Annotated in this window: 15 protein-coding genes; 6 read left to right on the top strand and 9 right to left on the bottom strand. The window is 68.5% G+C overall.

Annotation, left to right across the window (positions count from 1 at the left end; genetic code table 11):
• Positions 1–51: 51 nt before the first annotated feature.
• Positions 52–2022, bottom strand: a complete 1971-nt coding sequence (locus ACG02S_RS01205) for a site-specific recombinase (RefSeq protein WP_394468615.1) — start codon at positions 2020–2022, stop codon at positions 52–54.
• Positions 2023–2065: 43 nt separating this feature from the next.
• Positions 2066–2440 (bottom strand): Co2+/Mg2+ efflux protein ApaG, encoded by a 375-nt coding sequence (gene apaG / locus ACG02S_RS01200; protein WP_394468614.1) that lies wholly within the window; start codon positions 2438–2440, stop codon positions 2066–2068.
• A gap of 62 nt (positions 2441–2502) precedes the next feature.
• Between apaG and ACG02S_RS01195 the strand changes: the two genes are divergently transcribed.
• The 4 genes from ACG02S_RS01195 to ACG02S_RS01180 are packed head-to-tail and all read left to right on the top strand — an operon-like array spanning position 2503 to position 5045.
• On the top strand, positions 2503–3249 hold the full coding sequence (locus tag ACG02S_RS01195; protein ID WP_394468613.1) for a substrate-binding periplasmic protein: 747 nt from the start codon (positions 2503–2505) through the stop codon (positions 3247–3249).
• The gene (locus tag ACG02S_RS01190) at positions 3246–3866 is read left to right on the top strand and encodes a DNA-3-methyladenine glycosylase I (protein WP_394468612.1); all 621 of its coding nucleotides are present in this window, start codon (positions 3246–3248) and stop codon (positions 3864–3866) included. Before ACG02S_RS01195 ends, ACG02S_RS01190 begins: the two co-directional genes overlap by 4 nt.
• A gap of 10 nt (positions 3867–3876) precedes the next feature.
• Complete coding sequence (gene rpe / locus ACG02S_RS01185; RefSeq protein WP_394468611.1) at positions 3877–4566, top strand: ribulose-phosphate 3-epimerase; 690 nt, start codon at positions 3877–3879, stop codon at positions 4564–4566.
• A 5-nt stretch (positions 4567–4571) separates the two neighbouring features.
• Positions 4572–5045: a low molecular weight protein-tyrosine-phosphatase gene (locus ACG02S_RS01180; protein WP_394468610.1), complete on the top strand. Its 474-nt coding sequence runs from the start codon at positions 4572–4574 to the stop codon at positions 5043–5045.
• On the opposite strand, the gene ACG02S_RS01175 is transcribed toward ACG02S_RS01180, so the two are convergent.
• The 5 genes from ACG02S_RS01175 to ACG02S_RS01155 form a co-directional block, all read right to left on the bottom strand.
• Positions 5046–5957, bottom strand: coding sequence for a pseudouridine-5'-phosphate glycosidase (locus ACG02S_RS01175; RefSeq protein WP_394468609.1), 912 nt, complete (start codon positions 5955–5957; stop codon positions 5046–5048). It abuts the gene before it with no gap.
• The gene (locus tag ACG02S_RS01170) at positions 5954–6865 is read right to left on the bottom strand and encodes a carbohydrate kinase family protein (protein WP_394468608.1); all 912 of its coding nucleotides are present in this window, start codon (positions 6863–6865) and stop codon (positions 5954–5956) included. Before ACG02S_RS01170 ends, ACG02S_RS01175 begins: the two co-directional genes overlap by 4 nt.
• 190 nt (positions 6866–7055) lie before the next feature.
• Complete coding sequence (locus tag ACG02S_RS01165; protein WP_394468607.1) at positions 7056–7247, bottom strand: hypothetical protein; 192 nt, start codon at positions 7245–7247, stop codon at positions 7056–7058.
• Positions 7248–7491: 244 nt separating this feature from the next.
• On the bottom strand, positions 7492–7803 hold the full coding sequence (locus ACG02S_RS01160; protein ID WP_394468606.1) for a hypothetical protein: 312 nt from the start codon (positions 7801–7803) through the stop codon (positions 7492–7494).
• Positions 7800–8465, bottom strand: coding sequence for an alpha/beta hydrolase family protein (locus tag ACG02S_RS01155; protein ID WP_394468605.1), 666 nt, complete (start codon positions 8463–8465; stop codon positions 7800–7802). The genes ACG02S_RS01160 and ACG02S_RS01155 overlap by 4 nt, the downstream gene beginning before the upstream one ends.
• 94 nt (positions 8466–8559) lie before the next feature.
• On the opposite strand from ACG02S_RS01155, the gene alaC reads away from it, so the two are divergent.
• Positions 8560–9786 (top strand): alanine transaminase, encoded by a 1227-nt coding sequence (gene alaC, locus ACG02S_RS01150; protein ID WP_394468604.1) that lies wholly within the window; start codon positions 8560–8562, stop codon positions 9784–9786.
• Position 9787: 1 nt separating this feature from the next.
• Here the strand turns inward: alaC and ACG02S_RS01145 are convergent, their stop codons facing one another.
• Positions 9788–10282, bottom strand: a complete 495-nt coding sequence (locus ACG02S_RS01145) for a heme-binding protein (RefSeq protein ID WP_394468603.1) — start codon at positions 10280–10282, stop codon at positions 9788–9790.
• 99 nt (positions 10283–10381) lie between these two features.
• On the opposite strand from ACG02S_RS01145, the gene gph reads away from it, so the two are divergent.
• Positions 10382–11020 carry a phosphoglycolate phosphatase gene (gene gph / locus ACG02S_RS01140; RefSeq protein WP_394468602.1) on the top strand — a complete coding sequence of 213 codons (639 nt, stop codon included), beginning with the start codon at positions 10382–10384 and terminating at the stop codon, positions 11018–11020.
• Here gph and ACG02S_RS01135 read toward each other — a convergent pair.
• Complete coding sequence (locus ACG02S_RS01135; RefSeq protein ID WP_394468601.1) at positions 10998–11600, bottom strand: chalcone isomerase family protein; 603 nt, start codon at positions 11598–11600, stop codon at positions 10998–11000. The genes gph and ACG02S_RS01135 overlap by 23 nt on opposite strands.
• Between the last annotated feature and the right edge of the window lie 234 nt (positions 11601–11834).

The raw sequence follows: 11834 nt of genomic DNA, 5'->3' as shown, positions 1-11834 counted from the left end.
TGGTGGACCATGTTCTCGGGCCGCAAGCGCGGCGAGCGCAAGGACGAGTGATCACTTTGGCGACAGGAAGAAGCTCAGCGGCGCGCTGCGCATCCGCGCGCGGATGCCGGCGTAGACGCGCTTGCGATCCGCCAGCCGGATGCCGCGCGAGCGCAGCGCCACCCGGAACGCGCAAAAGAAGCTGACGCCGACGTTCAGCAGGCCGATGCCGACGATGCACAGCACGCAGGACCAGAAGGCCCAGGTCGTCGTGACCTGCCAGCCCAGCGCGCCGACGGCCGTGGCCAGCTGGCCGGTGGCCAGCGTCACGTGGCGCACGTCCAGCCCCAGGCCGAAGAAGCCCAGCAGCGGCGGCACCAGGCCCAACATCAGGCCCAGGCTGATGTTGGCGGTCAGACCCGAGATGTGGGTGCGCCACCAGTTCGACCAGCGCTGCGCGCGCGAGCGGCCCAGCAGGCTCACGATGCCGGGGTTCCAAGCGATGGCGCTGTCCAGCCGGTGGAAGACGAACCAGTTCTCCACCCAGCCGGCAATCATGCTGGCCGTGAACAACAGCGTGCCGGTGAAGGCCGCGAACACCAGCGAGGGCCCGAAAACGTTCAGCGAGCGCAGCACGTACTGCGCCTCGCGCTCGCCCACCAGCGGCGCACCGAACACCAGCCAGCACAGCCCCTGAATGGCCAGCACCAGCGGTGCGACCAGCGTCAGGTTGCCGATGATGCCGGCCGTCTGCGAGCGCGTCAGGTGGGTGACCTCGTCGACAAAGCCCTGCAGCCCGTCGTCGCGGTCGATGTGCTGCAGCTTGTCGGCCATCGCCGGCGCAGTCATGGCGGGCTGCTTGGTGGCCACCGTCCAGTGCAGCAGGTGGATCAGCACAAAGCTGGCCGCGTAGTTCACGCCGGCCCAGAAGCCGCCCCAAAAGGCGGAGAAGCCCAGCAGCCCGATGAAGAACTTCAGCAGCGTGGTGCCGGCCAGCACGGTGCCGCCACCGGCCGCGCGCTGCAGCATGTCGCGGTACTCGCTGCGGTTGCGGGTGATGTAGTGCTCGCCCGTCTCGGCACTGCGCTCGGCCACCTTGCGCGCCAGCAGCGAGTAGTGGCGCGCGAACAGCGTGCGCAGGCTGCGCCGGTCGTGCACCACGCGCACCAGCCCCGCCACCAATCGAAGCAACTCGCGCTGCGGCGCTGTGGACACCAGGCAGGCCAGCAACGCCTCGATGCGGTCCAGCCGCGCCGTCAGCTGCTCGACGGAGAACATCAGGTCCACCGACACGCCGTGCACCTCCAGGTGGTCGGGCACGGTCAACGTGGCGGTGCGACAGCGGTCCAGCAGCGCGTGCAGGAACTGCAGCGAGGGCGCCAGCACGTCGCCCTCGCGCTGCAGCAGCGCGCGCTCCACCGCCTCCCAGGCGGCCGGCAGCTGGTGGAAGGGGCGAGCTTTCAGCAGCGATTCGTCCATGCGTACGCGCAGCGCGCTGGCCAGGCCGGCCGCATGCACGCTGCTGACGAGCACGGTCACGGCCGCATGCATTTCCTCGCGCCAGCCGTCGTCGGGCGCTGCCGCGAACAGCAGGCTCAGGCGACGCAGCAGCTCGTCGTCGATGGCGGCGATCCAGTCCTCGTCGTTCTCGTCGCCGAACAGCAGCTCGAACAGCGCCGCCAGGTCGCGCGTGTCCGTCGTGGACGGCAGTACGCGGCGGCGCAGCCGGCCCAGAAACTCGTTCCACAGCGCCATGCGCGGCGCAAAGCCCACCTCGGCGAAGAGGCTGACCGCGTCGACGTCGTTCCAGACACCGGCAATGACGCCGGAGAAGTTGAACGCGTGCGCGGGGTGGCGCTCCAGCACGTTGAGCAGGTGCTTGAGCCGCACCAGCGGCAGCGGCGTGCCGGCCGCAGTGGCCTCGCGCGGCGAGTGGCGCAGCCATTCGAGCAGGCGTACCAGCCACAGGTTGCGCTCGGCCAGCGAGGCCTGCGGGTCCGCGGCGTTCAGCAGCGCGGTGAGGTCCCAGTTTCTGTTGGTCAATTCAGTCTTCCGGGCCGAGCGCCGGGCCGCTCCCAAGAGGGGCTCAATGCAGACTCGCGCTGTCCGCCAAGAGGAACTCTGCGACCTCGGCATGGAAGATATCGCAGCCCTCGGTCACGCACAGGAAGCGCCCCTGCATCGTGCCCTGCGGCGTACTGATCTGCGCCCAAGAGCTGTACTGGAAAGTCTGCCCCGGCGCCAGCACCGGCTGGTGGCCCACCACGGCGAGGCCGTCGACGACCTGCACCTGGCCGCGCGCATCGGTGATCTCCCAGTGCCGGCCGATGAGCTGCGCCAGCACGTCGCCGGTGTTCTCTATCGTGACGGTATAGCTGTACGCATACAGCCCTTGCTCGAGGTGGGTTTGCTCGGGCAGCGCCTGCACGGTCACGCTGCTGCTGAAACGGGGGTTGGCCATCAGGTGATTTTGCCGGGTGAGCGCTATGCTCGGCGCATGTCCATGGTGAAGCGTGATCCTAAGTGCTGCGCTGGCTCTGGCTGCTGAGTGCACTGCTGAGCGTGCAAGCGCCGGCCGAGGAGCTGCTGCTGCGCACCGCCCAGCAGAGTGGCGCACTCGTCAAGTACGACCCCGACGGCGGTCCGAACCGCCCGGGCATCTGCATGGAAGTGCTGCAGGCCATGCAGCGCATCGACCCCGGCCTGCAGTTCACCGGAATGGACCAGCAGGTGCCGCTCAAGCGCGTGGAGCGGCTGATGGCCGACGGGCTGATCGATGTCTTTTTCTGCCTGCTGAAGTCGCCGGAGCGCGAGAAGCTGTGGCGTTACCTGCCGGTGCCGCTGTACACCATTCGCCACGTCGTCGTGCAACGCACCGACGACCCGCGCCCGCTGGACACGCTGGCGGAGCTGGTAGTAGCCAGCCGGAGCAAGCCCGTGCTGGTCATGCGCGGCACGGCGCTGACGCGCCGGTTGCTGCAGGCCGGCGTGGCCATCGCCGAGGTGGGTTCGGAGCGCGAGGCGCTGCAGATGCTGGTGATGAACCGGGCCGACATCATCTACGGCCAGGACATCAACCTGATGCGCCACATCAGCGACGCGCGCCTGGGCGGTCGGATGAAAATCGGCCGCACCGTGTTCTTTGAGGAGCACCAGTACCTCGCGCTGCGCGCCGACCTGCCCGTCGCGCACGAGGAGCGGCTGACGCAGGCGCTGCGCCGGCTGGAGCGCGAGGGCGTGCTGCGCGCGCTGAGCGAGAAATACCGATGAGCCCCAGACCCCTTTTTCTCCCTCCCGACGGGCGCCCGCGCTGTGCCTGGTGCGCCGCCGCGCCCGGCGACGACCGCTACCTGCGATACCACGACGAGGAATGGGGTCTCCCCGTGGCAGACGACTTCCGGCTGTTCGAGAAGCTGTGCCTGGAAGGCTTCCAGAGCGGCCTGTCGTGGCGCACCATCCTTAACAAGCGCGAGGCCTTCCGCGTCGCTTTCGCGGGGTTCGACTTCCACCGGGTCGCCCAGTTCGGCGAGCAGGACGTGAACCGGCTGCTGCTGGATGCCGGCATCGTGCGCCACCGCGGCAAGATCGAGGCGGCCATCCACAACGCCGGTCGCTGCGTGGAGCTGGTGGCATCGGAAGGATCGCTGGCCGCCTACCTGTGGCGCTTCGAGCCGCCGAAGAACTCGGTGGCGCACAACCTGTCCACGTCCCCCGCGTCCGAGGCGCTGTCCAAGGATTTGAAAAAGCGCAGCTGGAAGTTCGTCGGCCCCACCACCATGCATGCGCTGATGCAGGCCATGGGCCTGATCAACGACCACCAGCCTGGCTGTCACCACTGGGCGGCCACGCAGCAGGCCCGCGACAGCTTCAAGCGACCGGGCTCCTAAAATCGCGGCCATGGCCGCCCCTGACTACCGCATCGCTCCCAGCATCCTGTCCGCCGATTTCGCCCGCCTGGGCGAGGAAGTCCGCAATGTACTGGCCGCCGGCGCCGACTGGATCCATTTCGACGTGATGGACAACCATTACGTGCCCAACCTGACCTTCGGGCCGATGATCTGCGAGGCGCTGCGCAAGCACGCAGTCAAGCCCGACGGCACGCCGGCCATCCTTGACGTGCACCTGATGGTGCAACCCGTCGACAGCTTGGCGCTGGCCTTCTGCCGCGCGGGTGCCGACATGGTCACCTTCCACCCCGATGCCAGCACCCACGTGGACCGCACGCTGCAGCTCATCAAGGGCGAAGGCAAGCAGGCAGGCCTGGTGTTCAACCCCGCCACGCCGCTGGACGTGCTGGAGTGGGTCATCGACAAGGTGGACCTCGTCATGCTGATGAGCGTGAACCCCGGCTTCGGCGGACAGAGCTTCATACCGTCGGCGCTGCACAAGCTCAAGAAGGTGCGCGAGATCATCGGCCGGTCCGGCCGCGACATCCGGCTGGAGATCGACGGCGGCGTGAAGATCGAGAACATCCGCGAGATCGCCGATGCGGGCGCCGACACCTTCGTCGCCGGCTCGGCCATCTTCGGCAAGCCGGACTACAAGTCGGTGATCGACGCGATGCGTGCCGAGCTCGTGAAAGCCTGACCGCCATGGCCGCCATACTGCTCGTCTGCACCGCCAACATCTGCCGCTCGCCGATGGCCGAGGCTATCTTCAGGGCGCGGCTGGGCGAGGTGTTCAAGACCGTCGAGTCGGCCGGCGTGCATGCCGACCCGCGCGGCGGCCCCGTCGATGCGCGCGCCGCTGCCGCGCTGGGCCGCCACAAGTACAGCCTGGACCGCAAGTGGCGCTCGCGCCGCGTCGATCCCGGGCAGCTGAGCCGGTATGACCTGGTGCTGGTGATGGAAGCCGAACACGCCGACGCGCTGCGCCGCAAGTCCGCGCCCGAGCACCACGACCGCATCCGGCTGCTGACCGAGTTCGTGCCCGAGCTGGCAGGCCAGGACGTCCCCGACCCCTACTTCGGCCCCGTCGCTGGCTTCGACACGGTCATCGGCATGCTGGAGCGCGCGGCCCAGCGGCTGCTGACCGAGAGCCGCGAAGGCCGCCTGCGCCTGGCCTGATTAGCGCGTTTGCAGCGAGGCCGCCAGACGCGCGCCGACCACCGCGTTGTGCTTCACCAGCGCGATGTTGGTCGCCAGGCTCCTGCCGCCCGTCAGCGCCTTGATGCGCGCCAGCAGGAACGGCGTGATGGCCTTGCCGACGATGCCTTGACTGTCGGCCTCGGTCAGCGCCTGCGCGGTGATCGCATCGATCTCCTCGCGCGGCATGGCCTGCGCGGCCGGCACCGGATTGCTGACGACCACGCCACCGCCCAGCCCCAGCGCCCACTTGGCGCGGATGAAACGGGCCTGCGTGTCGGCGTCGTCCATGCGGAAATCAGCCTTCAGGCCGCTGTCGGGCGTGAAGAACGCGGCGAAGTTGTCCTGCCCCACCGACAGCACCGGCACGCCGTGCGTCTCAAGGTACTCCAGCGTCAGGCCCAAGTCCAGGATGGACTTGGCGCCCGCGCACACCACCGCCACCGGCGTGCGTGCCAGCTCCTGCAGGTCAGCCGAGATGTCGAAGCTGGTCTGCGCACCGCGATGCGCGCCGCCGATGCCGCCGGTGACAAACACCTCGACGCCGGCCAAGTGGGCGCAAATCATCGTCGCGGCCACCGTGGTGGCGCCCAGGCGGCCGGTGGCGATGGCGTAGGGCAGGTCGCGGCGGCTGAGCTTCATCGCGTCGGGCGACTGCGCCAGCTGCTGCAGCTCGTCGTTCGTGAGGCCCACGCGGATGCGCCCGCCGATGATGGCGATGGTGGCCGGCACGGCGCCCTCGGCGCGGATGACGTCCTCCACCTCGCGCGCCGTCTCCAGGTTCTGAGGCCAGGGCATGCCGTGGGCAATGATGGTGGATTCGAGGGCCACGACGGGGCGGCCATCGGCGCGCGCAGCGGCGACTTCGGGCGAAAGCTGGATCAGTTCGTTCATTGCGGTGCTTCGAGAAAACGGGGGGTCAGATCGGGGTGGACGCTGGCGGCGGTCTGCAGCGTCAGTGCCGCCAGGCGCAGGCCCAGCCGCGCCGCGGCGTCGAAGTCATGCGGGTCGCGCAACAGCGCGGCGCACACGCCGGCCGACAGCGCATCGCCCGCGCCGGTCACGTCGACGACATCTACCGGCTGCGCAGCCCAGTGGCGCGGCTCGCGGCCAGGCTCGCTGAGCAGCAGGCCGTCCTCGCCGTGCGACACCAGCAGGCAGCCCACGCCGCGCGCATGCAGCCGCGCCAGCGCCGCGTCGGGCTCGTCGGCCACGGTGGACAGCTCACCGGCGTTCAGGATCAGCAGGTGCAGCCCGCGCAGGTCGTCGGGCAGCCGGGCCATCTTGGCCTCGGACACGGCCACGCCGACCAGAGGCGCGCCGCCCCCTCGCGCCTCGGCCAGCAGCAGCGGCCAGGCGTCGGTGGGCAGGTTGCCGTCGGCCACCACCAGCGCCGCGCGGGCGCGCAAGTCGCGGCTCTCCTGCAGCGCCGGTGGCGTCAGGCCCTCCACCAGCGGCATGGCCGCCAGGCCCAGCGCGAGGCCGCCGTCGGGGTCCAGCACGGCCGTGTAGCTGTCGCTGACATGGCGCGGACGGGAGATGACGGCGGTGGTGTCCATGCCAACCTGCGCGGCCTGCTCCAGCAGCAGGCGCCCCCCGGCGTCGTCGCCCACGGCGGCGACCAGCGCGACCGGCAGGCCCAGCCGCGCCAGGTTCTCGGCCACGTTGCGCACGACGCCACCGGGCGTCTCGTGCGCCTGGCAGGGGTTGGACGAGCCGGGCAGCGCGCTTGACAACAGCTTGAGCTTGCGGTCGATATTGAGCCCGCCAATGCAGACGATGGGGGCGGCGGGGATGGTCATCGCGCGGATTTTAGGAACTCGGCGGCGGCGCGGACATGGCCGGTGCCATACGCTGCCGGAGGCAGGCGATGAAGGCTTGCGGGTCGTCCACGCGGAAATCGATGACGCGAACCGCGTCGGAAACCAGCACGGCGCATGCAGCGTGAGCCGAACATTCGGCTTGTCGAACGGAGTCACGCGTCATGCACGCTCAGCCGCAGCGGGCTGCCGGCGGCGGGGCCGCCTGCGAGCGCGTGTCAGGTGCTTGCTGTAGCAGTTCGCAACCGGCGATGTCGGTCAGCCGGCAGTTCAGCACTTGGCGCGCGCCCAGCCGCAGGCGCACCCGGGTAGCCGGGTAGCCGGGTAGCCGGGTAGTCGTCAACGAATGCCAGGCGGGCTTCATGTGCCAGAGGTCGAGTGCAATGACCGCACGCGTCACCATTGACACACTGAACATCAGCAGGTGCAGGCCTGCGAAGTGCGGCCCCTTGAGCACTGCTGTGTGACCAACCAATGCACCGGATGCTCGACGACAAGGCAGACCGCCAGCACCATCAGTACCGTCCGGCTGTCGCTGCGCGCAATGAAGGGCACCGCTCGCAAACCCGGTCCGGGGGCATGACGCCGCGGTGGCCGCGCCAGCCGGCTCAGATAGAGAGCCAGTCGGCCGATCTCCTTGGGCTGACAGGCCGCCAGACGTGCCAGTGGCCCCAGCCGCAGCCGACGGGCTGTGGCCTGTCGCTGTCGCCAACCGGCCAGCGACACCATGTATTTGAGCCCTGCAACACGACCGCGCCGCCCATGAACGCGGCTCGGATCGCATTCTTGGCAAGGTCCGACCCGTGCTCACCTTGGCCAAAGGCGTGGCGATGGCTGCGCACATGATCGTCCCGAACACCGGCCCCAGTCGGCCCCGCGCGCGCACCGGTCGCGTCGATCAACTGTTGCTTGATGGTCATCGCACCCGCGCCTCGAACCACGCCGCCATCGCATCCGCCAGCGCCTGCACCACCTGGGCATCGTTGCGGCCGCTGCGCACCCGGACATGGAATGAGTGATCCGCATCGTCTTCCAGATGCAACGTGGCGGTGTCACCCCGTCCTTGCACGACACCTTGCAGCAGCGACAGCTCAGCCAGTTCATCACGCGTGCCCTGCAGGAACAGCATAGGCACTCGCACGTCCGAGAGGTGTGCAGCCCTGTCGATGCCCAACTTGCCGGCGGGGTGCAGCGGAAACCCCACGAACACCAAACCTCGCACACCCGGCAATGCCTCGAGCGCCTGGGCCTGCGAGGTCATGCGGCCGCCGAAGGACTTGCCGCCGGCGAACAGCGGCGTATCGGGCAGGCGCTCACGCGCGGCGGCCACCGCGGCGCGCACGGCGGCGTGGGCGACTGCAGGGGAATCGGGCCGCCTGGACCCGCGCTCCATGTAGGGAAACTGATAGCGCAGCGTAGCCACAGAACGGGCCAGCAGCGCTTCGGACAAAGCCTCCATGAAGCCATGCGTCATGCCAGCACCCGCCCCGTGAGCGAACACATAGGTGGCGCGCGGCTCGGGTGGCTGCAGCCACAGCGCGGACACCGTGGTGTCGTCGTCGATGGTCAGCGTGAGGTTCATACCGCCAGCTTAGCGGTGCGCTAGAGTCGGCTCCGGTGCGGCGCCAAGCCGTCCACGTCGCTCGGACGGTTCCGGGCGCTTACGTACACAGCCAATGACCACTTCGTCTTCCGCTTCCAGCGGCAAGCGCCGCTTCGCGCGCATTGACCGCCTCCCGCCCTACGTCTTCAACATCACGGCCGAGCTGAAGCTCGCGGCCCGCCGGCGTGGCGAGGACATCATCGACATGAGCATGGGCAACCCCGACGGGGCCACACCGCCGCACATCGTGGCCAAGCTCGCCGAGGTCGCGCAGCGGCCCGACACGCACGGCTACTCGGCCAGCAAAGGCATTCCGCGGCTGCGCCGCGCGATCTCGCACTGGTATCAGCGCCGCTACGGCGTGGCCATCGACCCGGACCACGAGGCCATCGTCACCATCGGCTCGAAAGAAGGCCTGGCCCACCTGATGCTGGCGACGCTGGACCGCGGCGACACCGTGCTGGTGCCTGACCCGAGCTACCCCATCCACATCTACGGCGCGGTCATCGCTGGCGCGGACATCCGCGCCATTCCGGTCAGCAGCGAGGTGGACTTCTTCGCCGAGCTGGAGAAGACCATCCGCGGCAGCTACCCCAAGCCCAAGATGATGGTGTTCGGCTTCCCGTCCAACCCGACGGCGCAGTGCGTGGAGCTGAGCTTCTTCGAGCGCGTCGTGGCGCTGGCCAAGAAGCACGACATCCTGGTCGTGCACGACCTGGCCTATGCGGACATCGTCTTCGATGGCTACGTGGCGCCCAGCATCATGCAGGTGCCCGGTGCCAAGGATGTCGCGGTGGAGTTCTTCACGCTCAGCAAAAGCTACAACATGGCCGGGTGGCGGGTCGGCTTCATGGTGGGCAACCCGGATCTCGTCGCGGCGCTGGCGCGCATCAAGAGCTACCACGACTACGGCACCTTCACCCCGCTGCAGGTCGCGGCCATCGCCGCCCTAGAGGGTGACCAGCAGTGCGTGAGGGACATTGCGGCGAGCTACCAGCGCCGCCGCGACGTGCTCTACAAGGGCCTCATCGAAGCAGGCTGGCCCGTCGACTGCCCCCAGGCCAGCATGTACATCTGGGCGCGCATCCCCGAGCCCTATCGCGAGCTGGGCTCGCTGGAGTTCGCACGCCAATTGCTGGAGAAGGCCAAGGTCTGCGTGTCGCCGGGCATCGGCTTCGGCGACCACGGTGACGGCCATGTGCGCTTCGCGCTGATCGAGAACGAGTCGCGCATCCGGCAAGCGGTGCGCGGCATCAAAGCGATGTTCAAGGCCGACGGGCTGATGAGGCTGTCTCCCTGAATCAGCGACCGCCGTGGCGGCGCCACTTGTCAAGGCCGGCCACGGCCAGCACATGGTCCTCCCAGCCGTCCAGGCCCGAGACGACCAGCATGCCCACGCGCCCCTGGCTGCGGGTCACCAGCGGCACGGCACCGCCTTCTGCGCGGAACCGCTCCGGGTCCAGCCCGGTTTCCTCGTTGAAGTCGACGCCGCGTTCCAGGAACTGCTGCCGCACCATCCACGAGCTGTGGCCGAAGCGGCGGCTGACGTTCTTCTTCTTGTCGACCCAGTCGGCATTGCCGGCCCCCGTACCATCCATGAAGTACACGAACAGCGGGTGGGTTTCCGTCTCGATGTGGATGGCGATGGGTCGGCCGGGAAACCAGGTCAGCGCCAGCGCGAAGATGGATTGGCCAATGGTCATCGCATCCGCGGCATTCAGTCGATCGAACACCAGCGAATCCTCCTGCGCCGCACAGTCGGCTACGGTCGCGGGCGCTTGCGGAATCTTGTCCATGACGACGGCTCGGCGGTGGTTTCGGTGCCGGATCGTAGAACCGTACTTCCCTGAAACCTGATGACTACGATGCTTCAAACACCAGCCTTGCAGGCTTGCATGCTCGACCTCGACGGCACCCTCGTCGACACGCTGGGCGACTTCGTCGCCGTGCTGGGCCTGACGTTCGCCGACCTGGGCCTGCCGGCTGTCAGCCGGGAGTTCGTCGAGCGAACCATCGGGCGCGGCGGCGAGCACCTGGTGCGCATGACGCTGGCCGAGGCCGGCGGCGAGCCGGCGATGTTCGACCGCGCCTGGGCGCTGTACCAGCGCCACTACGCCGCCGTGAACGGCGAGCATGCGGCCGTCTACCCTGGCGTCGTCGAGGGGCTGGAGCGCCTACGCTCGCGCGGCTTGCCACTGGCGGTACTGACCAACAAGCCCGCGGCGCCTGCGGCGGCGCTGCTGAAGCGCAAGGGGCTGGACGGCTATTTCGCCCACGTGTTCGGCGGCGACAGCTTCGCGCGCAAGAAGCCGGACGCGCTGCCGCTGCTGAAGACCTGCGCCGCTTTGGGCACGCCGCCAACAGCCACGTGCATGGTCGGCGATTCCCGCAACGACGCCGAGGCGGCGCGCGCTGCCGGTTGCCCGCTGGTGCTGGTGACCTATGGCTACAACCACGGCGAGGACATCCGCGCCGTGGCAGCGCTGCAGCACGTGCAGCGCCTGGACGAGATCAGCGTCGGCGCTCTTTCTTGACGCCCAGTAGCGCGTCCTTCAGTGCGTCATCGGCGGGCTTGTCGCCCAGCCAGATGCGCAGCAGCGATGTGAAGAACTCGGGCTCCTTGATCGGCTCCGGCAGCATCGGCTTGCCGTTGACCAGCAGCGTGGAGCCGATACCGGGCACGTAGTCGACCACAAAGTAGTCCCCGCTGTTGAGCTGCTTGCGGCTGGCGAAGACTTCGCTGAGCTTGAGCACGCCGTTGATGGACTTGGCGAAATCCTCGCGGGTGACGTTGTCTTGCATGCCCTTGGTGAAGAGCTTGCCCAGTTCATTGCCGTCGATATCGCGGAGCATGTGGATATGAATACGCTTCGGCCCGGGTGCCGACAGCGCCTCGGCAGGCGTCGTGGCCTTGGTGGTCAGGTACAGCCCGGCCGTGTAGACCTTGACGACGAACTTGTAGCGCGTGCCGGCGCCGTTGAGCTGCAGCTTCTGGCCAGCCAGATCCGCCGTGGCTTCGTACTTCACGCTGTTGACCTCGACCGCCTGTGCCCAGGCGCTCCCCGCGGTGAGGCTGCCCGCAGCCAGCCAGGCCGCGACGATGAATGCACGCATATCTCGCTCCATTGTTCTGCCGCGATGGCGGCGTCTTCGTGAGCCGAAGTATGGCGCGGCCTGCGTGAAAGCCCGCTGATACACTGGCCCGACCATGTTCATCACGCGCAAGCACATCACGGGGTCGAGCGACCGGGGAGCCTGGCCCTGGCGTCCCTGGGCCACCGCCGTTTGATGCCGCTTGGCGCGCCCTGACGCGCTCGTTACCGCGTTGCCCGTTCTCCACCGGGCTGC

The organism is Pelomonas dachongensis, assembly GCF_043555865.1.
Lineage (GTDB): Bacteria > Pseudomonadota > Gammaproteobacteria > Burkholderiales > Burkholderiaceae_C > Pelomonas > Pelomonas dachongensis.
This window is presented reverse-complemented; position numbering and strand designations above follow the sequence as displayed.

Bases quoted from the DNA above. Each gene is read 5' to 3' on its own strand.
- gph (WP_394468602.1), top strand. From the start codon at position 10,382: ATGCTCGACCTCGACGGCACCCTCGTCGACACGCTGGGCGACTTCGTC.
- ACG02S_RS01160 (WP_394468606.1), bottom strand. From the start codon at position 7,803: ATGACCATCAAGCAACAGTTGATCGACGCGACCGGTGCGCGCGCGGGG.
- ACG02S_RS01170 (WP_394468608.1), bottom strand. From the start codon at position 6,865: ATGACCATCCCCGCCGCCCCCATCGTCTGCATTGGCGGGCTCAATATC.
- rpe (WP_394468611.1), top strand. From the start codon at position 3,877: ATGGCCGCCCCTGACTACCGCATCGCTCCCAGCATCCTGTCCGCCGAT.
- ACG02S_RS01135 (WP_394468601.1), bottom strand. From the start codon at position 11,600: ATGCGTGCATTCATCGTCGCGGCCTGGCTGGCTGCGGGCAGCCTCACC.
- ACG02S_RS01165 (WP_394468607.1), bottom strand. From the start codon at position 7,247: ATGAAGCCCGCCTGGCATTCGTTGACGACTACCCGGCTACCCGGCTAC.
- ACG02S_RS01180 (WP_394468610.1), top strand. From the start codon at position 4,572: ATGGCCGCCATACTGCTCGTCTGCACCGCCAACATCTGCCGCTCGCCG.
- alaC (WP_394468604.1), top strand. From the start codon at position 8,560: ATGACCACTTCGTCTTCCGCTTCCAGCGGCAAGCGCCGCTTCGCGCGC.
- apaG (WP_394468614.1), bottom strand. From the start codon at position 2,440: ATGGCCAACCCCCGTTTCAGCAGCAGCGTGACCGTGCAGGCGCTGCCC.
- ACG02S_RS01155 (WP_394468605.1), bottom strand. From the start codon at position 8,465: ATGAACCTCACGCTGACCATCGACGACGACACCACGGTGTCCGCGCTG.
- ACG02S_RS01175 (WP_394468609.1), bottom strand. From the start codon at position 5,957: ATGAACGAACTGATCCAGCTTTCGCCCGAAGTCGCCGCTGCGCGCGCC.
- ACG02S_RS01190 (WP_394468612.1), top strand. From the start codon at position 3,246: ATGAGCCCCAGACCCCTTTTTCTCCCTCCCGACGGGCGCCCGCGCTGT.
- ACG02S_RS01145 (WP_394468603.1), bottom strand. From the start codon at position 10,282: ATGGACAAGATTCCGCAAGCGCCCGCGACCGTAGCCGACTGTGCGGCG.